This window comes from Peptoniphilus sp. DNF00840 (assembly GCF_001553125.1).
In the GTDB taxonomy this organism is placed as follows: Bacteria; Bacillota; Clostridia; order Tissierellales; family Peptoniphilaceae; genus Peptoniphilus_A; species Peptoniphilus_A vaginalis.
Genome location: NZ_KQ960253.1, coordinates 1 through 21,834, shown reverse-complemented (window position 1 = coordinate 21,834; position 21,834 = coordinate 1). Strand labels below are relative to the sequence as shown.

Here is a 21,834-nt window from a genome sequence, read left to right as displayed (position 1 = left end):
CGCACCCCTCGCGGGTGCGTGGATTGAAATTTTTCCGCTCTTGCATATATAAGATATAGACCTACGTCGCACCCCTCGCGGGTGCGTGGATTGAAATAACAAGTCGATAAAACTATGGACTTTGACATAATGTCGCACCCCTCGCGGGTGCGTGGATTGAAATCAAAGTTAAAGTAGTTAGAATTAAACATATTGTAACGTCGCACCCCTCGCGGGTGCGTGGATTGAAATATAGCCTAAGCCGCCCTTGTCTAACTCTACAAAGGTCGCACCCCTCGCGGGTGCGTGGATTGAAATAATCTTGAAATAACGCCTAATACGCCAAGCACTCGTCGCACCCCTCGCGGGTGCGTGGATTGAAATATCGAGCCAACAATCCAAAATAGATATATGGAAGGTCGCACCCCTCGCGGGTGCGTGGATTGAAATTGCTATTTCAATTTTTAGTTCTGCAATAGACTGAGTCGCACCCCTCGCGGGTGCGAGGATTGAAATGTCGTAAGTGTACATATCGATGCCAAGAGATGGAAGTCGCACCCCTCGCGGGTGCGTGGATTGAAATTTGTTATGATAGTTTGAATAATGTTTCTTTAACTTGTCGCACCCCTCGCGGGTGCGTGGATTGAAATTTTAATATAATAAGGTGATTTACTATATGAAAAATAATTTTTTAAATTTATTTACTTTAATAACTTATCTTATAGGTTTTGTTTTAATTATATTGTCTAATATATATAAAAACATATATTTAGCGAAAGTAGCTATGGGGTTTTATGTTTTATTTGGTTTGATTTTAATTTTTGCCTTTTGGTTAAAAAAATAATATATTCTTCAAATGAATAAATATAAAAACGATTCAGTCGCACCCCTCGCGGGTGCGTGGATTGAAATCATTAAGAAAGGTAAGGTTAGCAAAAGTTGGGAAAAAATTTAAAAGAAAAGCTGTTATTTTTAAAAGCAAATTGTAACCCTTATGAAATTAATGAGTATTTTGCTATTGAATTTGCAGATGATTATGATGTATTTGCCCAAGATAAAAATAATATTGAAGTCTTAGACTATCTAAATGATGAATTTATTGACATTGATGTTGATTATAGTCATAGTAGTGAATTTGATAGTAAAGTAAGAGGGACAATTGATGAAGCTATTAATATGTTAAGTTGTATGCCTTCCGAGTTGGTGGGTTGAAAATTTTTACTCGCCCAGCGAGTGAAAAATTTAGTAGCAATATTCATAGGTGTGTGGATAGAAATTGAGGTAAATGGTTATTATTATGAAGGTAAAATTTATTGGTGAGTCTGATCCTGTTTATATGATTAATGGAAAGGTCTACGATGTTATTAGCATTGAAAAGGGTTGGTACAGGATTGTTGATGAAGAAGGGGAGGATTATTTGTATCCACCCGAGCTTTTTGAAGTTATTGACGAGGGAGGCGATTAAAATGGCAGAATATAAAACAAACCCTGAGCAATTAGCTAAAAATAGGGAGTATAAGAGAAAGAATAGGGAGAAGTTAAAAATACAAACTTACAGAAGTCATGGATTGTTATATATTAGAGAACATGCAACTCTTGAAGACTTAAAGGAATTTAAAAAAATTATAGAAGATAAGGAAAAAGAATTGTTAAGTGATTAATTGGTTCTCGTTTGCAGAATCTTCTACAAAGAAGATCAGGATTAAAAATATTTTATTTAAAGAATTCAAAATGTGCTCTAAAAAATATGCCTAACCTAAAATTATTTTGGGTTAGGTTTTTTATTTTTTAAATTGTTTTTAATTTTTTAACTTCAATCTAAGTCCTTTAGATTTAAATACACATCTTCTGAAACATATACTTGATGAGTCGAAGAATGCTATCAAAAGTTGTAAAGTAAAAAATTCTTATGAAGTAATTCAAAAACATGAAGTGATAAACTGTTATGAACTTGTAAAAGATTATGAACTTGTAAAAAATTATGAAGTGATAATTTTTTACGAGGTTGTTTAATAATACAAGGCAAAAATTTTTTATTTATTAGTAGAAGAAAACTTGCAAAGTCTTCTAATTAAATCTAACAAACTTGTGAAGTCTTGGGGTCTTTATAGTATAATAAAAACAGCGTGCTATGAGATTTTACCTAAAAACTTGTAGAATATAATTTTATTTATTATAATACTTTTATTATGGAGGTAATATGAGATTATCAAAACTGTATATGCCAACTCTTAGGGAGGATCCACAAGATGCTGAGATCGCATCTCACAAGTTTCTTCTAAGGGCAGGTATGATTAGAAAATCTGCTAGTGGTGTCTATACATACTTGCCACTTGGCTATAGATCTATTAGAAAAATTGAAAATATTGTTCGTGATGAGATGGATAAGGCTGGTGCTATGGAGATTTTAATGTCTGCCATCCAACCTGCTGAGATCTGGAAAGAGTCTGGTAGATGGGAAAAGTTCGGACCAGAAATGTTTAAGCTAAAAGACAGAAATGATAGGGAGTTCTGCCTTGGACCTACTGCTGAGGAATATTTCACTACTCTTGTTAGGGATGAGGTTAAGTCTTACAAGGACCTTCCTCTTAATCTTTACCAAATCCAAACTAAGTACAGGGACGAAAAGAGACCAAGGTTTGGTATTAATAGGGCGAGAGAATTCTCCATGAAGGATGCTTACACTTTTGACACTTCACCAGAAACTCTTGATGTGGCTTACATGAATATGTACGAAGCCTACGAAAAGATTTTTGACAGACTTGAACTTGATTATAAGATTGTTGAGGGCGACAATGGTGCCATGGGTGGTACTGGTTCTCACGAGTTCATTGCTCTTTCTGAAACTGGCGAAGGTGTAATTGTTTATTCTGAGTCTGGCAAGTTTGGGGCTACTGAAGAGAAGGCCCCTGTTGAGTATATTCTTCCTCAAGCTGAAGACAAGAAGGACTTAGAAAAAGTTCACACTCCAAATGCAAGCACTATTGAAGAGGTTGCTAACTTCTTAAAGGTGGACCAAAAGAAGTGTGCCAAGGCAATTGATTTAATGTTAGGCGATGAACCTGCTCTTGTATTTATTCCTGGAGATAGGGAACTTAATCTTGCTAAGCTTGTTGCTTACACTGGAACTGCTGAACACGACATTAGGATGATGGAAGATAGCGAAATCGAAGCTATTAAGTCTAAGCCAGGCTACACTGGTCCTCTTGGGCTTGATGTTAGGATGATTTTTGACAAGAGAATCACTGAAATAGACAACCTTGTTGTTGGTGCCAATGAAAGTGAATACCACTACATCAATGCCAACTACGGACGTAACTTTGAAGGCGAAGTTGTTGATGACCTTCTTCTTGTTGCTGAAGGCGACAAGGTTCCTGGAACTAATGAAGACTATAAGTTTGCAAGGGGTATTGAAGTTGGTAATATCTTTAAATTGGGTACTAAGTATTCAAAGGCTCTAAATGCAACTTACCTTGATGAAAATGGCAAGGCAAATTACTTCTACATGGGTTCTTATGGAGTTGGTGTAACAAGATCTGTTACAGCTGTTATTGAACAAAACCACGATGATAATGGAATCATCTGGCCAATGTCTGTGGCACCTTATGAAGCAATTGTTACTATAGTAAACACTAAGGACGAAGAACAAGTTGCTCTTGGAGAAAAAATTTACAAGGAACTTGAAGCTAAGGGTGTCGAAGTCCTACTTGATGACAGGAAGGAAAGACCTGGAGTTAAGTTTAAGGACAGGGACCTTATTGGTATTCCTCTAAGAATTACTTGTGGCAAGAAGTCAGGAGAATCTATTGTTGAATATTCTACAAGAAGAGAAATGGAAAATTCTGAAATCTCTGCTGATGAAGCAATTAAAAATATTTTAAGTGAAGTAGAAAAGGTTAGGTAAGATGAGCGATTTTAAATTTGAAATTACTGAACACTTGGGGACTCTTTCTGAAAGTGCTAAGGGTTGGACTAAGGAACTCAACAAGGTTTCTTTTAACGATAGACCAGCTAAGTATGATTTAAGAGAATGGGACCCAGACCACCAAAAGATGTCCAAGGGTGTAACTCTTAATGATGAAGAGATGGAAATTCTCTCAAAGATACTAAAGGACAGAGGTATTTAATAGGTTTTTAAAATAACTTATGTTATAATATAGAGATGTGAAAAACGCGAGAAGCGAGGAGGCTATTGAAATGGAAATTAATAAGAAAGAAAATAACACTGTCTTTTTTGACATTGTATTAAAGAGAGAAGATATAAAGAAAGCTGAAAACGAAGTGTACAAGAAAAACAAAAAACACTTCCAAATTCCTGGATTCAGAAAGGGTCATGTTCCTAAGCAAATGATCGAAAATATGTACGGCAAGGACGTATTCTTTGAAGATGCTATTAACGAACTTCTTCCACAAGAATATGAAAATGCTGTTAAGGAATTAGACCTTAAGGTAGTTGATCAACCAAACATTGACATCGACGAAGAAAGCATTAAAAAGGCAGAAGACCTTGTTATCAAAGTTTCTGTTGATGTTAGACCAGAAGTTGAATTAAAGGACTACGAAGGAATTGAAATTGAAGACCCAACTATTGAAGTAACTGACGAACTTATTGACTCTGAAGTTGAAAACCAAAGAGCAATGAACGCAAGAATCATCAATGTTGACGACAGACCTGTAGAAGATGGTGACACTGTAAACATCGACTTCAAGGGTTCTGTTGATGGAAAATACTTTGAAGGCGGAGAAGCTGAAAGCCAAGACTTAAAGATTGGTTCAAACACATTCATCCCAGGCTTTGAAGAACAATTAATTGGACACAAGATTGGCGAAGAATTTGACATCACTGTTAAGTTCCCAGAAGACTACCACCAAAAAGATCTTGCTGGTAAAGATGCTAAATTCGAAATCAAATTAAATGGAATTTCTTATGAAGAACTTCCAGAACTTGATGATGAATTCGTAAAAGATATTTCTGAATTCGACACTCTTGATGAATTTAAGGCTGATTTAAGAAAGAAAAAAGAAGAAGAATTCAAAACAACTTCTGAAATGGAAAAACAAAGAAGAGCTATTGATAAAATTGGCGAAATGATTGAAGCTGATATCCCTGAAGGAATGATCAACTCTCAAATCGACGATATGATTAGAAACTATGACCAAAGTCTAAGAGCCCAAGGCATTAGCTTTGAAGACTACATCAAGATGATTGGTCAAAGCCTTGACGACTTCAAGAAGACTATGAGACCTGAAGCAGAAAAAAATGTTAAAAATGACCTTGCCCTAGAAGCTCTTGTTAAAGCAATGAAGATTGAAATCACTGATGCTGAAATCGAAGAAGAAGTAAACAAGGTTGTTGAAGATTACTTCAAGGACGACAAAGACCATATGGAAAAAATGAGAGAATATATGCTTAACGAAAACAAGGATGTTGTAAGAGATGACCTTGAAAAGAGAAAGGCTATTGATGCTCTTGTTGAAAAGGCAAAATTTGTTGAGCCAAAGAAAATTACTAAAGAAGATATAGAAGAAGTAAAAGAAGATAAATAATCAAGGATGTGATTAAATGGCACTAGTGCCAATGGTAGTAGAACAAACTAATAGGGGCGAAAGATCTTACGACATTTACTCAAGACTATTAAAGGATAGGATTATCTTTCTTAGCGGTGAAGTAAATGACACAATGGCAGATTTAATTGTTGCCCAACTTTTGTTCTTAGAAGCTGAAGACCCAAACAAGGACATTCAACTTTATATTAATTCCCCGGGTGGTTCTGTAAGTTCAGGCTTTGCAATTTACGATACTATGAACTATATAAAGCCAGACGTGTCAACAATCTGTATTGGGATGGCAGCATCAATGGGTGCATTTTTACTTGCATCTGGTGCTAAGGGTAAGAGATTTGCTCTTCCAAACTCTGACATTATGATTCACCAACCATCTGGTGGAGCACAAGGTCAGGCAAGTGACATCCAAATTAATGCAGAAAAGATTTTAAAAATTAGACATAAGTTAAATGAAATTCTTGCAGAAAGAACTGGTCAAGATCTAGAAAAAATCGAAAGAGATACTGACAGGGATTACTGGTTAAATTCTCAAGAAGCAAAAGATTATGGTTTAATAGATAAAGTTATTGAAAAAAGGGTTTGAGGTGAGATATGTCTAATACAGATGAAATTTTAAGATGTTCATTCTGTGGAAAAACGCAAAATCAAGTGAATAGATTAATTGCCGGACCTAATGTCAATATCTGTGACGAGTGCATCGAGAGATGCCACACAATTCTAGAAAATGAAGTGCCTAATGAAATCAGCAAGGACTTTGACCTTAAAAAGCCTGCTGAGATTAAGGAAATCTTGGACCAATATGTTATAAAGCAAGAAGACGCTAAACGTGCTCTTGCTGTTGCAGTATATAATCACTACAAGAGGATTTCATCAACTAGGAAGGTGAGCAGTGACATTGAACTTCAAAAGTCCAACATCCTTATGATTGGACCAACAGGTTCTGGTAAGACCCTACTTGCGCAAACTCTTGCTAGACTTTTAAATGTTCCCTTTGCCATTGCTGATGCCACAACTCTAACTGAGGCTGGCTATGTAGGTGAAGATGTTGAAAATATTATTTTGAAACTTATTCAAAATGCTGACTATGACATTGAGAGGGCAGAAAAAGGGATTATATACATTGATGAGATAGATAAGATTGCTAGAAAATCTGAAAATGTATCTATCACAAGAGACGTAAGTGGAGAAGGTGTTCAACAAGCCCTCTTAAAGATTATCGAGGGAACTGTTGCTAATGTTCCTCCGCAAGGTGGAAGGAAGCATCCTTCACAAGAATTTATTCAAGTTGATACCTCTAACATCCTATTCATTGTTGGTGGTGCCTTTGACGGAATTGACAAAATTATAGAAAACAGGACTGCCAAGTCTTCTATGGGCTTTGGCTCTGAAATTGTAGATAAGAAAGCCAAGCAAGAAAATATTTTACAAAAGGTTGAAACAGAAGACTTATTGAAGTTTGGTTTGATACCAGAACTTATTGGTAGACTCCCTGTTACTATTACTCTTGAAGAGTTAGATGAAGAGGCTCTAGTTGAAATTTTAACTAAGCCAAAGAATGCCCTTGTAAAACAATACAAGGAGCTTCTAAAGTTTGACGACGTTGACTTAATCTTTGATGACGATGCCTTAAATTATATTGCTAGGAAGGCAATAGAAAAGAAGGCTGGAGCAAGAGGACTAAGGGGCGTTATTGAAAATACAATTATGAATGTCATGTACGAAATCCCTTCAAGAGATGACATCAAAGCAGTTAAAATAACAAAAGAATCAGTAGAAGGAACTGCACCTGCTGAATTAATAAAAAAATAAATAAATAATTAGCCGTGGTTGCCACGGCTTTTTTAGAAGGTGAAAAATGGATAAAATTAAATTACCACTTATCCCACTTCGAGATCTAGTTATCTTTCCCCACATGGTGATGCACTTTGATTGTGGGAGAAAAATTTCTCTAAATGCAATTGATGCCGCAGAGATGAAGGATTCAAAAATATTTTTGGTTGCTCAAAGAGAACTTGAAATCGAAGACCCAAAGAGGAAAGACCTCTTTGACATTGGGACTGTGGCTACTATAAAACAAATTTTAAAACTGCCTGGTGGAATTGTCAGAGTCCTTGTTGAAGGTGAAGAGAGGGCAAAAATTTCTAAGCTTGATATCACAGAAGAGATGATTGAAGCAGAAATTGAAATCCTTGAGGACAAGGAAAGTGACTTCACAGAAGAGGAAGAGATTGAAGCAGCCCTTAGGCTTGCCCTTAGCGATTTGGAAGCCTACTCATCTCTTGATGACAAATTCTTCCCAGGACTTATTTCAAATATTGCAGACACAGATGACCCATCAAGATTTATCGATACAGTTGTGGGATATTTGAATTTTAAATTACAGGACTATCAGACACTTTTAGAAACAACAGATATCTACGATAGACTTGTGGTCTTTCACGAGATTATGAAAAAGGAAATTGAAATTCTTTCTATAGAAAAGAATATCAACGACCAGGTTAAAAAGAAAATGGATGATGTCCAAAGGGAATACTATCTCAAGGAGCAGTTGAGGGTAATCCACAAGGAGCTTGGCGATGGAGAAGACGAAGCTGAGATAACAGAGTCTTACAGAAAGAAAATTGAAGAGAAGGCCCTTCCTGATGAAGTTAAGGAAAAGGCCCTTAAGGAAGTTAAGAAGCTTGGCAACTTGAACTCACAGTCACCAGATTATTCTCTCTTAATAAATTATCTTGACTGGGTTCTTGACCTACCTTGGCTTGAATCTGGAGATGAAAAGAGGAATATCTCTGATGCAAGAAAAATTTTAAATGACGAGCACTATGGACTAAAAAAAGTTAAGGAGAGAATCCTAGAATTTATTGCCGTTAGGATTTTATCTGGCGACAAGGGAAGAGGACCAATCCTCTGCCTAGTGGGACCTCCTGGAGTTGGAAAGACTTCCATAGCTCAGTCAATTGCAAATTCTCTAAACAAGGAATTCGTCCGTATGAGCCTTGGCGGAGTAACTGACGAAGCAGAGATAAGGGGACACAGGAGGACTTATATTGGAGCTCTTCCTGGAAGGATTATTTCTCTCTTGAAGAAGGCTGGCAAAAATGATCCAGTATTTTTATTTGACGAGATTGACAAGGTGGGCAATGACTTTAAGGGCGACCCTGCTTCTGCCTTACTAGAAGTTCTTGACCCAGAACAAAACAATTCCTTTACAGACAGGTACTTGGAACTTCCATTTGACCTATCAAAGGTATTTTTCATTGCCACAGCTAACACAACAGCGACTATACCAAGACCCCTACTCGATAGGATGGAAGTGATTCAACTTGAAGGCTACACTCCTAATGAAAAATTCAATATTGCAAAAAAATATTTAATTTCAAAGCAAATTGAAGAAAATGGACTTAAGAAAGAAAATATAAGTATTTCCGATAGGGCAATTAAGGACATAATAGATTACTACACTCGTGAGTCTGGAGTAAGGGGACTTGAAAAACGAATTTCAAAAATTGTGAGGAAGGCTGCCCTAAAAATTGTGGAAGAAGACTTAGACAAGGTTGCTGTTTCTACGAGAAATATTGAGGACTTCCTTGGAGAAAAAATTTATAGGATTTCTGAAGCAGAAAAAACTCCTGAAGTTGGTTCAGTAAATGGACTTGCTTGGACAGAGGTTGGTGGAACAAGCCTAGTAATAGAAACTACAGTTATGCCAGGCAAGGGCAAGCTCACCCTAACAGGATCCCTTGGAGATGTGATGAAGGAGTCAGCCATAGCTGCCATCTCTCACATTGCATCCAATGCAGACAAGTTTAAGCTTGATCCAAACTTTAGAAGTACAACAGACATCCACATCCACGTGCCTGAAGGAGCAGTGCCAAAGGATGGTCCATCAGCAGGGATTACAATAGCGACATCAGTCCTATCTGCCCTAACAAAGAGGCCAGTTAAGAATGACGTAGCTATGACTGGAGAGATAACTCTTCGTGGCAAGGTCCTTCCAATTGGTGGCTTAAAGGAAAAACTTTTGGCAGCAGAAAGATATGGAGTTAAGACTGTAATCATTCCAGAAGATAACAGGAGAGACTTAAAGGAAATTGAAGAAGAAGCAATTAAAAGGTTAGACGTTAGACCAGTTTCCAAGTTTGAAGAAGTTGCAGAGATTGCCATAGGTGATTTTAATGAAGATAAATAAGGCAGAACTAGAAAAAGTTGCAGTAGAAGAAAAGCAATATCCAGACACAAGCATTAAGGAGTTTGCCTTTGCAGGCAGGTCCAATGTTGGCAAGTCATCTTTTATAAATGCAATGTTAAACAGAAAAAATCTTGCGAGAACTTCATCAACACCAGGCAAGACTAGGACCATTAACTTTTACAGGGTTAATGATGACCTAAGGCTTGTTGACCTGCCAGGCTATGGCTACGCAAGGGTTGCCAAGACTGAAAAAGAAAAGTGGGCAGGCATCATAAACGGGTATCTTGAACATAGGGACAACTTAGTTGAAACAATCCTACTTGTTGACATAAGACACGAGCCAACAGCCCTTGACAAGCAAATGTATGACTACATCATTGAGTCGGGTTTCTCGGGAATAGTCATCGCAACAAAAAAAGACAAGATAAAAAAATCTCAAGTAGATAAACACATTTCAATAATTGCCAAGAAGCTTGGCGTCAAGCACAGGGAGAATATAATTCCCTTCTCATCATCAAAGAAGGATGAAGTAAAGGATATGTGGTTTATCTTCGAAGATATGTTGAGATTTCATGAAGAATAAAAACTAAGAGCTGGGTGACTGGCTCTTATTTTCTTGAAAAAATTTAAAAAATATAAGACAAGACTGATTAAAATTTGTGAGTTCACAAGATTTTAGAAAATTCTTAATGAGTGATGGATAAATTTCACATATTTTTTAAGTATTAATCATATATAAATGTTATCATAATAAAAAATGGAGGATGTTATGAAGATAAAAAATAAAGTTTTAGTGGCATCACTTTCTCTTGCCCTCTTGCCAGGCTTTGTTTTTGCCAAAGAAGGGGACGAGATTGTAACACTTGGTGCCGACTTAAAGGAAAGTCAAAAAAGTGAAATGCTTCATGAGATGAAGGCAAGCGAAGATGCAAAGGTAATCGAAGTTACTAATGCAGAAGAGTACAAGTATCTTGGTGATGTTTTGTCATCAAAGGAAATTGGTAACAAGGCAATCTCCTCTGCCATTGTGAGATATGAAAAAGCAGGTAAGGGACTTACTGTTGAGCTATCAGACAACATAAGAGTTGTAAAGGAAGATGCCTTTATCAATGCCCTTAACACTGTAGGGATTGAAGATGCTGATATTTATGTAACTGCACCAGGAAAGGTTAGTGGGACAGCAGCCTTGACTGGAATCCTAAAGGCTTATGAAGCTAACACAGGCAAGGAACTTCCAGAAAACCTAAAGAAGGTTGCCAACGAAGAGCTTGTTGTTCAAACCAAATTATCTGAAGAGCTTGGCGACAAAAAGACTAACGATATAATTTATGAAATCAAGGACGCCATGGCAAAGAATATGCCAAAGAACGATAAAGAAGTCAGACTTATCATCGAAAATGTTGCTAAGAGTGGAGATATAAACCTTACAAAGGCGCAAGAGGACAAGTTAGTTGGACTCTTTAACAATATGAAAAATGCCAATGTTGATTGGGACAGGTTGGCTGATACTGCCGTTAAGTACAAGGACAAGGCTGCAAAATTTTTAAACTCTCCTGAAGGAGAAAAAGCCGTTAAAAACACAAAAAGCTTTTTGGAAAAGTTAATAGACTTTATTGTCAGCTTGTTTAAATAAGAAAGAGTAATGAGATTCGTTGATGATATGTCCCCTCTTTACTGAATTATCCAGTAAAGAGGGGATTTTTTGAGATATGCTACGAATTTAAAATTTGCTGAATCTGTATGCAAAATTATACAAAGATGTTTAAATCTAAATCATTAGAAAGTATCTTCAATAAATTTTTCCCAACAACACTATTACCAGACTTGTCTAATTTAGGGGAATAAACACAGATTCCACATTTTCCAGGGACGACACCTAATATTGCACCGCTCACACCACTTTTTGATGGTATTCCAACTTCTAATAAAAACCTTCCACTTTCTTCATACATTCCACAAGATGCCATTTGAGAAAGGACAATTCTAACAGAATCCTTTGAAATTATTTCTACACCGCTCTCTAAATCCTTGCCACCATTTGCCAATAGGGCACCTATATGTGCAAGATCTGTAGAATTTATACCTATAGAGCAATTTCTTATATATAAATCAAGAACTTCTTCAGCGTCTAGAGAAAATATTTTTTTACTTCTAAGGTAATATGATATTGATCTATTGACATCTGTTGTATCCATTTCTGATTTGTATATTTCTTCTAAGAATGATATTTTATCACTATTACTTAATTTTTTTATTTTATCAAAAGTCCTATTAAACTTTTCGTTTAAGTCTTTCCCTTTGATCAAGGAAGATATAGTTATTGCACCAGCATTAATAAAGGGGTTGGCTGCTATGTTGTCAATTGGTATTAATGAATTGAACTTATACTTAGTAGGCTCTGTGTCAACTTTTTCAAAAACCTCATTAATACTATTGTCATTTAATGCCATTATAAGTAAAATAACTTTTGAAATTGATTGAATTGAAAAAATCTTATTATAATCACCAAATTTATATTCTTGACCATCAACATATACTATGCTAAGCGCAAAATCTGTAGGATTTACATTTGCAAGTTCGGGAATATAAGAAGCAACCTCTCCCTCGTTTGAATAAACTAAACTTTTTTCAATCGACTTCTCAATTATTTTTATAGTTTTTTCTTTATTAGTAAACATTATTAACTCTCCTAAAATTATGGTTAAAAATAACGGCTCAAAATTTGCAAGAGCCGTTATTTTGATTCATATATTAAATAATTTTTATCTAAAATTATTTGCTAATCCATTTAAATAATAAAGAGCTGCCCAGTTTGCAGCGTGAGCTGCAGTTTGAAGTGAAAGTGTGTCAGGATAAATTTCTACGAAATCAAAACCTTTTGCTCCAGCTACTCCAGCTGCATGAACCATCATATTAAGTTGATAGCTTGTTAGCCCTCCCATATCTTGAGGACCTTGAGGCATACATGCAGCATCTAAAGAGTCTGCACAGATTGTTATATAAACATATTCAGTGTCCTTGAAGGCAATGTCTATTGCTTTTTCAATAGATTTTTTCCAGCCATTTTCGTGAACTTCGTTAGCTAATATAACAGTAGCCCCGTGAGTTTTTGCATTTTGAAACTCTTTTCTATGATTTCTTGGACCCCTAATTCCAATGTGAACAATCTTAGTAGGATCCATATTCTCATCTTCGTAAAGTCTATAAAATGGTGAGCATCTAGAATATAAATCATCGCCAAAAGCTTCATAGTTATCTAAATGAGCGTCAAAGTGTAGTACACCTACTTTTTTTGGATATCTCTTAGCTATTTCGCTAATTATTGGATAAGCTATTCCATGATCTCCGCCAAAAGTAATAGGCATAATCTTTTTATCTAATAATTTTGAAACTTTTTCTCTTATAGCATTAAATGTAAAATTATAATCTCCATTGTGCACTGAAGTATCTCCAAAGTCTGCAATTTTCAGATGGTCAAAACAGTCTTGATCATAGTCAGGAAGATAACCAGTGTATCTTATAGAAACGCTTCTAATCGCCTTGGGACCTTCTGTAGTAGGAGAATAGCCACCTATTGTACATCCACCTTCCCATGGAACACCAATAACTGCTGCATCTAAGCCATCTAAATCTTCGTCTTTTTCGATAACAGATAGGTTTAGCCATGAAGGAACCCCGCTGTAGATTGTGTTCGGTAAAAAACTTGGATCATAGATTGTAGGTTTACTTTCTCTCATATTTAACAACTCCTTTAGTAAATCAAATTATTATTTGTTAATTTAATTATAGAACAAAACCATACCGACGTCAACGATAATATAAAAATAAAAACTACTATATAGTTTTTATTTTTATATTGTTCTCTATAAAATTTATAAAATCATTGGCTATTTTATTAGAATTTTCTTTAATAGTTTTTGTAGGTGCAGTTGCACTTAATGTCGCGATTAATCTACCATACTTAACAACAGGAACAGCTATAGAACTTATACCAATTGCAACTTCATCAATCTCGGTGGAATATCCTACATTTTCTATTTTTTCCAACTCTTCTATCATTTTAGATTTTGTAGTGATTGTGTTTTCGCATATCTTATCTTTAGGAATATTATTTAAGTAATTTTCCAAAAATTCTCTGTTAGAATATTTTAAAATTAATTTACCTGAAGAAGTTGCGTTTAAAGGCAAGTCTTTAGAATCCTTAATGTATAAAAAATATCTAGATGCATCAGGTTCTTCGGATAATATTTTTATAATATTATTATCAGAAATTTTATGAAATCTCGCATTTACATTATATTTATTAGAAATTCTTTTTAGAAATCTTTCGATATTATCAATCAAAATATCATCAATTCCATTCTTCAATAGTCTAGACTTTGGTAAGAATATATAACCAAGTTTATAAACGTTTTTTTCTTGATCATGTTCAAGGTAAGAAAAATAAACCAAAGTATTAACAATTCCTCTAGTTGTATTTATATTAAGATTTAGTATTTTGCTAATTTCATTTAATCGCAATTCTTTGTTATCTTCGTTAAAACATTCAATTATTTCGAAGGCTCTTTGTATAGATTGTATCAATTTCATTAATTTAACAACTCCTTATACTAACAATTATAGCATATTGATAAACAATATTGGTTAACATTGTTTTAAAAGTAAAGTTATTTTGATTAATAGAAAAATCTATCAAAAATTATCACTACATTAAAATAATAAATTATTAAAATTTTTATTGACAGACAAAATGAAAACGATTATATTTATATTATAGTTTTAATCACGTTTATATCGTGAAGAGAGGAGATTGTTATGGGAAACCAAAAAAGGAAGTATACTTTAAGTGAGAAATTGAAAGCAATTGGCCCTGGAGCTATGGTTACTGCGTCTTTTATAGGACCAGGAACAGTAACAACGGCTACTAGAGCTGGGGCTGAATTTGGGTATGCATTATTATGGACTGTAATTTTTTCTATTATAGCCACAATAATATTGCAAGAAATGTCAGCTAGAATTGGTATAATAACAAAAGGAGGATTAGGAGAAGCAATCTTAGAAGAATTTAAAGATAGACCTTTTTTACAAAAATTTTCAGCATATTTTGTTGGCGGATCTATAGCCTTTGGATGTGCAGCATACATATCAGGAGATTTAACAGGCACATCCTTAGGAATAGCAACTTTAACAAATCTTCCGCTTAGAATTATAGTTCCTATAATAGGTATTATAGTTTTGGCTTTAATATTAAAGGGAAGTATAAAATTACTGGAAAAAATTTTAACGATTTTAGTTGGAATAATGGCGATAGTATTTGTAACAACTATGTTTGTTTCAAAGCCAAATTGGGGAGAAGTTTTCTCTGGATCTTTACCAACAATACCAGCAAAATCAATTATTTTAATAATATCAATGATTGGTACAACTATAGTTCCTTATAACTTTTTTATACACACAGGAACAGCTGCAGAAAATTGGGATTCACCAGACCAATTAGTGTTGTCAAAGTGGGATACAATTGTTTCTATAAGTATTGGAGGTTTAATTACAGCTGCAATTGTTGTAACTTCAGGAACTCTTATGAGGGGACATGTAATTAGTAGCGCTGCAGATTTATCAATACAGTTAGAACCACTATTGGGATCTTGGGCTAAAATATTTATGAGCGTAGGTCTATTTTCAGCTGGATTATCCTCTGCGATAGCATCTCCTTTGGGTGCATCTTATACATTAGCAGGATTACTTGGATGGAATTATGATAATTCAGATAAAAGGTTTAAGTACACTAATTTAATAATAGCAATAATCGGTATAGTTGTTGGGTCTATTGGATTTAATCCAATGCAAATATTATTAATTGCACAAGCTTTAAATGGGCTTATTCTTCCAATAGCAGCAATTTATGTTGTGATTATAGCATCTAGCGTTAAGCAATTGAAAGAATATAGAAACGGACCGATTCTTATTTTATTAGGTATTTTAGTTTGTCTAATAACGATATTTTTAGGAGGATACTCTGTATTTTCAGCATTAAAAGGTTTAATCTAATGAATAAGACCTTTATGGAAAAATAAAATTTCCATAAAGGTCTTTCTTTGGTTTGAATATAATAATATAAGACAAAAAAAGATTCACCTCACACAGAAGATGAATCTTTTTGTTTTATTTAAAAGTTGTTGTAGTGTACCTTTGAAGATACGTCAAATTCTTCGTGGTCTTTTGTGCCAGATTTTTTGTAGCCAATTGGGATTAGGCATTGGGCCCTGTAAGGTTTTTTCACGCCAAAGTTTTCTGCGAAGTATTCTTCATAAGAAATCTTGCCGGCAGTGTTTCCTTCTCTAACGTTGATCCAAGAAGATGAAAGTCCTTCGTCTTCAAGTAGGAGTTGGAGGTAGGCTGCTGTAAGTGAAGCTTCTTCTACCCAAGTCTTGCAAATATCTGTGTTGGCTATGACAATTACAACTACTGGAGCTTCTTTAAGGTAAAGGGTTGCGAAGGAGTCCATGTTGGAAAGCTCTTCAATCTTTTTCTTGTCGTTAACTACTATAAATTCTACTGGATGGGAGTTGCCGTTGCTTGGTCCCATGGATGCGTACATTAAAAGTTCTTCTAACTTTTCTCTGTCAACTTCTTTATCTTTATATTTTCTAACGCTTCTTCTTTTTAAAATTATATCTTTTAACAAAATATCACCTCTCTTATCATTCTACCATAAAAAGACTCCTAGGTAAGTATGTGAAAATATATTCATAATATTCTTAATAGGCAGGTTTAAAGACTTGTGTAGTATTGAAAATAAGCTAATATAATTAAAATAAAATTCCCTGAAAATATTTTCATAAAAGCGTTGACAAAAATAATTATCTAAAGTACAATATACATGAAGTGAAAACTTCATCATCTTTTTTCTTCCCTTAGAGAACAGTTATAGAATACATAATCTGTTCTCTTTTTATTTGCCCAATTTTATGAGATAAGTTAAGTGGCAGGGTTTATAAAAGGAAAGAGCCTTATAACGAATTTAAAGTTTATAAATTTTATCTTATGGAGGAGTTACAATAGAAACTCTTCTTTTTTTAATTGCAAATTAATTAAAGTTAGTAAAAGGAGATTCATTTTTAATTTATTATAAAGTCATAATGATTTACAAAGTCATAATGATTTACAAAGTCATAATTATTTACAGGGCAATAAGATTTTACAAAGTTGTAGGTTTTTTATAAAGTTATAAATTATCACAAGTTTTTTCTATCTTACAAGTTAAAAGCAAGGACCAAGTGGCATAATATTATATTTATGATAATAAATGAAGCAATGTTGCATGAGTGTTACACCAAAAAATCCTTTGTAACAGAAACTTAAAATAGAAAACCTGTTAATTAGCGGGCTATGATATATAATAAGAGTGAAGGTGATTAAGATGAAGATTTTTAAAAAGACTTCATTGATTATTATCTCCTCAGCATTGATTTTGACAAGCACTGTATCTGCAAGAACTTTTAGAGACACAAGAGGTCATTGGGCAGAAGCTTCAGTCGATTTTATAACTGACAAGAAGATTATGTCTGGTTACCAAGATGGAACCTTTAAACCTAATGAAAATATGTCAAGAGCAGAGTTTTATGCCGCTGTAAATTCTCTAGTGGGATATGATAAGACTTATACTGTGACTTTTTCTGATGTAAGTACATCTGATTGGTTTTACACTGATGTAGCTAAGGGAATAAAGGCGGGTTACATTAAACCAACTACAGGTAGGCTAAATCCAAATAGGGAAATTACACGAGAAGAAGTTGCAGAAATTCTTGGGTATGTATATTCGCTACCACCGAAGGAAGCTTCAACAAATGAGTTTGGCGACAGGGCAAGGATAAGCCCTTCGGCAAGGGGTTATGTAGGCGCCCTTGTGGATGCAGGGATTCTAAGAGGTTACTCTGATGGTAACTTTCATCCCTCAAGATCAATTAGGAGGTCAGAAGCTGCTACGCTTTTTAGGTCGATGATTTCTAATTACAACTATCCACAAAAGAAGGCTCTAAATAATAGCAAGATTAAATTTGGAGGCAGAAATCTTTATGAATAAGACAGGCGACTGTCTTATTTTTTTGCCCTAATTTATGGGGATGTTTTTAAATCATAAGCTGTAAAGTAATAGCAAAAAAATAAAGAGACCGAAGTCTCTTTTGTAATGTATTGTTTTTATAATTTTCTAAAATAATCTAGCAAGATCTCTGATGTTTCCTTGTCGTAATTTTTTATTACTTTAAGGTCCTTATACATATCGAAGCCGCCGGCCCCTGTTGCCCTGTAGTTGTTCATAACAAGGGAGAAAGTGTCTTTGTCTTTAATTTCCTTGCCCTTAAAGAAGATTTTGCCAATTCTCTCGCCAACTTTTTTTGTAAGGTCCTTTTCAAAGTCTATGCCGTAGAAGTAGTCAAAGTTGTAGTGCTCTTCTTTTGGCTCCAAAAACTTCTTTGAAATCTTATAGGCCCCATCATACTCGATGTAGGAAAAGTTTTGTTCTAGGGCAGCTCTAAGTCTTCTGCCGTCGATTTCAAGTACCACTGTTGTGTTAGGGAACCTGTAAGTGTTTAGGACGTCTCTTGTGGTTAAGTTTTTCTTTAGACCTGAGATGACATTGGCAAAGGAAGTGATTGAAATATCTGCTCCTGTGTAGTCCAACTGGATCTTGTTTATTAGGTCTGCAAGGTCTGATCCCTTAAGAGCCATTTTTATCCTGTCCTCTGGCAAGTAGTCACGGCTAAGTTTTGCTATTGGGACATCGAGATAGTCTTGGACTTTTTCTTCTACGTCCCTATATTTTTCTATTAGCTTGTTTTCTCCAAGCTTTGGCTCTATGAAGGAAGCCTTCATTTCTTTTGTGGCAAGGTCAACTTCAACTAGGGCAGCCTTTGCTCCATTGGCTGGAGTTTCAATTGCAAGGGTCTTACCAATGTAAGCAGAAATCTCCATGTGTTGGTGACCTGCCAAGATTAGATTGAAGGCCAATTCTCTTGCAAGCCTTCCACCAATATTTTCTGTGGTCTCTGAAAGTTTCTTGCCAGTTTCCAGGTCGATCTCGTATCCACCGTGGTAGATTAAAATATTAAAATCTGTATTTGCTTTTTTAAGTCCATCAAGGGCCCTCTTGGCTCCTTCAAAGGCATCTGTGATTTTAAAGTTCACGAGATTTTCTTTTCTTTCCCAGAGGTTGACCCAGTCTGTAACTACGCCTGCAATTCCAATTTTGTAGCCAGCAATTTCTTTTATGGCAAAGGGCTCAAGCTTAATTTGACCAGTCTTATCTTTGACGTTGGCACAAACCAACTTGCCCTTCATATTTTCCACATAAGTCTTTAGGTAGTGGTAGCCATAGTTGAAGTCGTGGTTGCCAAGTGTGTAGTAGTCTACGTTTTGCATTATGTCTGCCACCACATCTGAGTTTAAATTTTCTTTTACATAATAGGCGAAGGAAGACCCCTGAAGGATGTCTCCTCCGTCAGTTAAGATGGTCTTATCATCTTTTTTTATTTTATTTAAAAGGGATAAGTATCCTGTGTTTTTTTCATTCCTATTGAGATAGTCTGTTGGGAAAAAATATCCATGCAAGTCTGATGTGTGAATTATTTTTAAAATCATTTTTCACCTACTAATTTTGCCCTTATTTTTGTTGAGAAGTACTCAATAAATAAAACAAGAACAATTAGTCCCAAGAGGATGGCACCAACTTCACGCCACTTGTAGGAGTTTATAGCGAACATAAGTGGTGAACCAATACCACCTGCTCCAACAAGTCCAAGGACAGAAGCATCTCTTAAATTTATGTCGAAACGATAAATTGTTGTTGATGCGAAGTTGGCAAAAAGTTGTGGAATTATACCAAAGCGAATCTTTTGGAAGGTTGTCGCCCCAATTGATGAGAAGGACTCTAGTATTGCCTTGTTGAGGTTCATTATGTTATCTGAAAATAATTTTGTAAGCATACCAATAGATGTAAAGGACATAGTCATAAGGCCTGCAAAGGGACCAGGTCCAGTTACCCTAATAAACATTAGACCGTAAACAATTGATGGAATTGTTCTTATTAAGATAATAAGAAGTCTAACTAGATAAGCTAGGGGAGCTGGAACAATATTTGATGATGCCAAAAAGCTAAGTGGCATAGCAATTATTGCTCCCACAAGTGTACCCAAGAAGGCTATACAAATAGTTTCAAGTAGGAGGTAAGGAACTCCCTTGGTAGTTAGGTTAAAGAGCATGTCCCTATTGGGGTTAAAGATCCCCTTAATAATATTTTTGGCTACTTCCATCCCATCTTTTGTTGCAGAATCAAAATTAATTACAGAAGATGACCAGATTATCATAAATAAAACTACTGCCACAATCATCAAGATGTAGACATGATTTTTTGGTTCTGATTTTAGTTTTTCTATTACTTTTTCTGACATATTAATTCAACTTTCTTCTAAAGTAGGAGCTGATATTCTCGATGACAAATACTGTTATAAGTAGCATCAATAGTATCATGCCCACACGGTTGTAGTCTCTCCAGTTAATGTTTTCGTTAATAAGAAGTCCCAGTCCACCGGCACCAACATAACCAAGGATGGCAGCATATCTCACGTTACCTTCAAAGTTATAAAGGGCAGTTGATAAATAAAAGGGAAGGATCTCTGGCACGATTGATTTGAAAAATGCCATAGTCCTAGTGAAGCCCATGGAGATCATTGCCTCAAAGGCTCCCATATTTACTGTTTCAATTTGCTCAAAAGTCAACTTTCCAACATAGGAGAAGGAAAATAAAAATATGGCAACTGTACCAGCAAAGGCACCAAGTCCAAAAATATAAGTTGCTATAAGTGCAGATACAAGGGTTGGAATGGTACGAAGGATTGAGAAAAGTAATTTTACAATCCAGTTTATGACCTTGTTATTTACCATGTTGTTTGATGCCAAGAAGGCAAAGGGCATTGCCAAAACTGCACCCAAGAAGGATCCCAAGAAGGACATCTTTATTGTGTCGAAGAGTGGTCCCACAACTGAAGGGAAGTAGGAGAAGTTTGGCTTAAACATTGGAGATAAAATGGCAGAAAGCTTGTGAATATTTTTCACAAGACTTGTAAGGGAAAAATTTGTAACCTTTACAGAAAGGATGGTAAATAGAAGCAAGAGTACAAGTATAGGTAGTGTCAAAGTTGGCTTCTCATATACTTCTTTACCAGACTTTAAGGTATGTTTTTTTGGTTTAAAAATTTTGTAGTAGAGGCTCATACTTCCTCCATTTTTATTTCTTCAAAGGAATCTCCGTAAATAGATTTTAAAACCTTATCGTCCACATCCTTGGCTGGACCATAATAGATTATCTCTCCATCACGAACACCAAGAACTGTTGAGGCATATTCAAGGGCAAGCTCAACGTGGTGGATATTTAGTAGGATGGTGATTCCAAGATTTTCATTGATTTTTTTGAAATAATCCATAACCTGTCTTGCAGTGACAGGGTCAAGGCTTGCAACAGGTTCATCAGCTAGGATAATGCTTGGGTTTTGGACAAGAGTCCTAGCAAGGGCAACCCTTTGTTGTTGACCACCAGATAGGTTGTCAGCTCTTTCAAAGGCCTTGTCAAGTATGTCAACTTGTTCAAGAGCTTCAAGAGCCTTTAGCTTACATTCCCTTGGATAAACTCCAAGAAGGGATTGGATGGGATTTAAATCAGGAACAAAGGAAGACATTACGTTTTTAATAACAGAAATTCTCTCTACAAGATTAAAGGATTGGAAAATCATCCCAATATTTCTCCTAAACTTGCGAAGGTCCTTTCCCTTTAGAGATTTCACATCAACTCCATCAACAGTGAGAGTCCCTGCATTAATGTCGTGCATCTTATTTATAGTTCTAATTAGGGTAGACTTACCAGCACCAGACCTTCCTATTATGGCAACGAACTCGCCGTCATTAATAGTTAAGTTAATATCTTTAAGGGCCTTAAATCCACCAGGATAAACTTTATCTACATTCTTAAATTCAATCATAATTCTCCTCATAAAAAAGAGCTTCTAATGAAGCCCTTCAGACTGATGACAAAGCAGGCAAAAAAGCCT

Annotated in this window: 22 protein-coding genes and 1 CRISPR repeat array; of the genes, 14 read left to right on the top strand and 8 right to left on the bottom strand. The window is 35.3% G+C overall.

All coding sequences use genetic code 11. The annotated features are described in order from the left end of the window. Nucleotide 1: 1 nt before the first annotated feature. Nucleotides 2-629: direct repeats of the CRISPR family, unit length 29 nt; unit sequence GCACCCCTCGCGGGTGCGTGGATTGAAAT. Between the two features lie 26 nt (nt 630-655). The 12 genes from HMPREF1864_RS08565 (at nt 656) to HMPREF1864_RS08045 (ending at nt 11,366) form a co-directional block, all read left to right on the top strand. Beyond that, on the top strand, nt 656-823 hold the full coding sequence (locus HMPREF1864_RS08565) for a hypothetical protein (protein ID WP_156435969.1): 168 nt from the start codon (nt 656-658) through the stop codon (nt 821-823). A 95-nt stretch (nt 824-918) separates the two neighbouring features. After that, nucleotides 919-1,191 (top strand): hypothetical protein, encoded by a 273-nt coding sequence (locus tag HMPREF1864_RS08095; protein WP_062572281.1) that lies wholly within the window; start codon nt 919-921, stop codon nt 1,189-1,191. A gap of 73 nt (nt 1,192-1,264) precedes the next feature. Next, nucleotides 1,265-1,444, top strand: a complete 180-nt coding sequence (locus HMPREF1864_RS08090) for a hypothetical protein (RefSeq protein ID WP_062572280.1) — start codon at nt 1,265-1,267, stop codon at nt 1,442-1,444. A gap of 1 nt (nt 1,445) precedes the next feature. Beyond that, nucleotides 1,446-1,640: a hypothetical protein gene (locus HMPREF1864_RS08085; RefSeq protein WP_062572279.1), complete on the top strand. Its 195-nt coding sequence runs from the start codon at nt 1,446-1,448 to the stop codon at nt 1,638-1,640. A 539-nt stretch (nt 1,641-2,179) separates the two neighbouring features. Next, complete coding sequence (locus tag HMPREF1864_RS08080) at nt 2,180-3,883, top strand: proline--tRNA ligase (RefSeq protein ID WP_062572278.1); 1,704 nt, start codon at nt 2,180-2,182, stop codon at nt 3,881-3,883. A gap of 1 nt (nt 3,884) precedes the next feature. Further along, complete coding sequence (locus HMPREF1864_RS08075) at nt 3,885-4,106, top strand: YdbC family protein (RefSeq protein ID WP_005955451.1); 222 nt, start codon at nt 3,885-3,887, stop codon at nt 4,104-4,106. A 70-nt stretch (nt 4,107-4,176) separates the two neighbouring features. Then, nucleotides 4,177-5,526, top strand: a complete 1,350-nt coding sequence (gene tig, locus HMPREF1864_RS08070; RefSeq protein ID WP_062572277.1) for a trigger factor — start codon at nt 4,177-4,179, stop codon at nt 5,524-5,526. A gap of 16 nt (nt 5,527-5,542) precedes the next feature. After that, a complete protein-coding gene (gene clpP / locus HMPREF1864_RS08065) occupies nt 5,543-6,127 on the top strand; it encodes an ATP-dependent Clp endopeptidase proteolytic subunit ClpP (protein ID WP_062572276.1) in 585 nt (194 codons plus the stop codon). An 8-nt stretch (nt 6,128-6,135) separates the two neighbouring features. After that, nucleotides 6,136-7,353: an ATP-dependent Clp protease ATP-binding subunit ClpX gene (gene clpX / locus HMPREF1864_RS08060; RefSeq protein WP_062572275.1), complete on the top strand. Its 1,218-nt coding sequence runs from the start codon at nt 6,136-6,138 to the stop codon at nt 7,351-7,353. Between the two features lie 46 nt (nt 7,354-7,399). Then, nucleotides 7,400-9,733 (top strand): endopeptidase La, encoded by a 2,334-nt coding sequence (gene lon, locus HMPREF1864_RS08055; RefSeq protein WP_062572274.1) that lies wholly within the window; start codon nt 7,400-7,402, stop codon nt 9,731-9,733. After that, nucleotides 9,720-10,316 (top strand): ribosome biogenesis GTP-binding protein YihA/YsxC, encoded by a 597-nt coding sequence (gene yihA / locus HMPREF1864_RS08050; RefSeq protein WP_062572273.1) that lies wholly within the window; start codon nt 9,720-9,722, stop codon nt 10,314-10,316. Before lon ends, yihA begins: the two co-directional genes overlap by 14 nt. A 186-nt stretch (nt 10,317-10,502) precedes the next feature. Next, nucleotides 10,503-11,366, top strand: coding sequence for a DUF1002 domain-containing protein (locus tag HMPREF1864_RS08045; protein WP_062572272.1), 864 nt, complete (start codon nt 10,503-10,505; stop codon nt 11,364-11,366). 115 nt (nt 11,367-11,481) lie between these two features. Here the strand turns inward: HMPREF1864_RS08045 and glsA are convergent, their stop codons facing one another. From glsA to HMPREF1864_RS08030, 3 genes are all read right to left on the bottom strand, one after another. After that, complete coding sequence (gene glsA, locus HMPREF1864_RS08040) at nt 11,482-12,411, bottom strand: glutaminase A (RefSeq protein ID WP_062572271.1); 930 nt, start codon at nt 12,409-12,411, stop codon at nt 11,482-11,484. 84 nt (nt 12,412-12,495) lie between these two features. Beyond that, complete coding sequence (locus HMPREF1864_RS08035) at nt 12,496-13,470, bottom strand: agmatinase family protein (protein ID WP_062572270.1); 975 nt, start codon at nt 13,468-13,470, stop codon at nt 12,496-12,498. Nucleotides 13,471-13,567: 97 nt separating this feature from the next. After that, on the bottom strand, nt 13,568-14,323 hold the full coding sequence (locus HMPREF1864_RS08030) for an IclR family transcriptional regulator (protein ID WP_062572269.1): 756 nt from the start codon (nt 14,321-14,323) through the stop codon (nt 13,568-13,570). Between the two features lie 225 nt (nt 14,324-14,548). On the opposite strand from HMPREF1864_RS08030, the gene HMPREF1864_RS08025 reads away from it, so the two are divergent. Continuing rightward, a complete protein-coding gene (locus HMPREF1864_RS08025) occupies nt 14,549-15,781 on the top strand; it encodes an Nramp family divalent metal transporter (protein WP_062572268.1) in 1,233 nt (410 codons plus the stop codon). A gap of 118 nt (nt 15,782-15,899) precedes the next feature. On the opposite strand, the gene HMPREF1864_RS08020 is transcribed toward HMPREF1864_RS08025, so the two are convergent. Continuing rightward, complete coding sequence (locus tag HMPREF1864_RS08020) at nt 15,900-16,418, bottom strand: nitroreductase family protein (protein WP_062572267.1); 519 nt, start codon at nt 16,416-16,418, stop codon at nt 15,900-15,902. A gap of 735 nt (nt 16,419-17,153) precedes the next feature. Here HMPREF1864_RS08020 and HMPREF1864_RS08015 point away from each other — a divergent pair. Next, on the top strand, nt 17,154-17,816 hold the full coding sequence (locus HMPREF1864_RS08015) for an S-layer homology domain-containing protein (RefSeq protein ID WP_082718935.1): 663 nt from the start codon (nt 17,154-17,156) through the stop codon (nt 17,814-17,816). Between the two features lie 116 nt (nt 17,817-17,932). Here HMPREF1864_RS08015 and HMPREF1864_RS08010 read toward each other — a convergent pair whose 3' ends face one another. The 4 genes from HMPREF1864_RS08010 to phnC are packed head-to-tail and all read right to left on the bottom strand — an operon-like array spanning nt 17,933 to nt 21,765. After that, nucleotides 17,933-19,372, bottom strand: coding sequence for a bifunctional metallophosphatase/5'-nucleotidase (locus HMPREF1864_RS08010; RefSeq protein ID WP_062572266.1), 1,440 nt, complete (start codon nt 19,370-19,372; stop codon nt 17,933-17,935). Beyond that, nucleotides 19,369-20,181 carry a phosphonate ABC transporter, permease protein PhnE gene (gene phnE, locus HMPREF1864_RS08005; RefSeq protein ID WP_062572265.1) on the bottom strand — a complete coding sequence of 271 codons (813 nt, stop codon included), beginning with the start codon at nt 20,179-20,181 and terminating at the stop codon, nt 19,369-19,371. Before phnE (HMPREF1864_RS08005) ends, HMPREF1864_RS08010 begins: the two co-directional genes overlap by 4 nt. Nucleotide 20,182: 1 nt before the next feature. Further along, a complete protein-coding gene (phnE, locus tag HMPREF1864_RS08000) occupies nt 20,183-21,004 on the bottom strand; it encodes a phosphonate ABC transporter, permease protein PhnE (protein WP_062572264.1) in 822 nt (273 codons plus the stop codon). Further along, complete coding sequence (phnC, locus tag HMPREF1864_RS07995) at nt 21,001-21,765, bottom strand: phosphonate ABC transporter ATP-binding protein (RefSeq protein WP_062572263.1); 765 nt, start codon at nt 21,763-21,765, stop codon at nt 21,001-21,003. Before phnC ends, phnE (HMPREF1864_RS08000) begins: the two co-directional genes overlap by 4 nt. Nucleotides 21,766-21,834: the final 69 nt, after the last annotated feature.

What these genes read in the sequence shown, in the direction of transcription:
- yihA (WP_062572273.1), top strand. Translation starts at nt 9,720, where the DNA reads ATGAAGATAAATAAGGCAGAACTAGAAAAAGTTGCAGTAGAAGAAAAG.
- clpP (WP_062572276.1), top strand. Translation starts at nt 5,543, where the DNA reads ATGGCACTAGTGCCAATGGTAGTAGAACAAACTAATAGGGGCGAAAGA.
- phnE (WP_062572264.1), bottom strand. Translation starts at nt 21,004, where the DNA reads ATGAGCCTCTACTACAAAATTTTTAAACCAAAAAAACATACCTTAAAG.
- tig (WP_062572277.1), top strand. Translation starts at nt 4,177, where the DNA reads ATGGAAATTAATAAGAAAGAAAATAACACTGTCTTTTTTGACATTGTA.
- lon (WP_062572274.1), top strand. Translation starts at nt 7,400, where the DNA reads ATGGATAAAATTAAATTACCACTTATCCCACTTCGAGATCTAGTTATC.
- phnE (WP_062572265.1), bottom strand. Translation starts at nt 20,181, where the DNA reads ATGTCAGAAAAAGTAATAGAAAAACTAAAATCAGAACCAAAAAATCAT.
- HMPREF1864_RS08030 (WP_062572269.1), bottom strand. Translation starts at nt 14,323, where the DNA reads ATGAAATTGATACAATCTATACAAAGAGCCTTCGAAATAATTGAATGT.
- clpX (WP_062572275.1), top strand. Translation starts at nt 6,136, where the DNA reads ATGTCTAATACAGATGAAATTTTAAGATGTTCATTCTGTGGAAAAACG.
- HMPREF1864_RS08015 (WP_082718935.1), top strand. Translation starts at nt 17,154, where the DNA reads ATGAAGATTTTTAAAAAGACTTCATTGATTATTATCTCCTCAGCATTG.
- HMPREF1864_RS08565 (WP_156435969.1), top strand. Translation starts at nt 656, where the DNA reads ATGAAAAATAATTTTTTAAATTTATTTACTTTAATAACTTATCTTATA.
- HMPREF1864_RS08045 (WP_062572272.1), top strand. Translation starts at nt 10,503, where the DNA reads ATGAAGATAAAAAATAAAGTTTTAGTGGCATCACTTTCTCTTGCCCTC.
- glsA (WP_062572271.1), bottom strand. Translation starts at nt 12,411, where the DNA reads ATGTTTACTAATAAAGAAAAAACTATAAAAATAATTGAGAAGTCGATT.
- HMPREF1864_RS08075 (WP_005955451.1), top strand. Translation starts at nt 3,885, where the DNA reads ATGAGCGATTTTAAATTTGAAATTACTGAACACTTGGGGACTCTTTCT.
- HMPREF1864_RS08010 (WP_062572266.1), bottom strand. Translation starts at nt 19,372, where the DNA reads ATGATTTTAAAAATAATTCACACATCAGACTTGCATGGATATTTTTTC.
- HMPREF1864_RS08035 (WP_062572270.1), bottom strand. Translation starts at nt 13,470, where the DNA reads ATGAGAGAAAGTAAACCTACAATCTATGATCCAAGTTTTTTACCGAAC.
- HMPREF1864_RS08090 (WP_062572280.1), top strand. Translation starts at nt 1,265, where the DNA reads ATGGTTATTATTATGAAGGTAAAATTTATTGGTGAGTCTGATCCTGTT.
- HMPREF1864_RS08080 (WP_062572278.1), top strand. Translation starts at nt 2,180, where the DNA reads ATGAGATTATCAAAACTGTATATGCCAACTCTTAGGGAGGATCCACAA.
- HMPREF1864_RS08025 (WP_062572268.1), top strand. Translation starts at nt 14,549, where the DNA reads ATGGGAAACCAAAAAAGGAAGTATACTTTAAGTGAGAAATTGAAAGCA.
- phnC (WP_062572263.1), bottom strand. Translation starts at nt 21,765, where the DNA reads ATGATTGAATTTAAGAATGTAGATAAAGTTTATCCTGGTGGATTTAAG.
- HMPREF1864_RS08085 (WP_062572279.1), top strand. Translation starts at nt 1,446, where the DNA reads ATGGCAGAATATAAAACAAACCCTGAGCAATTAGCTAAAAATAGGGAG.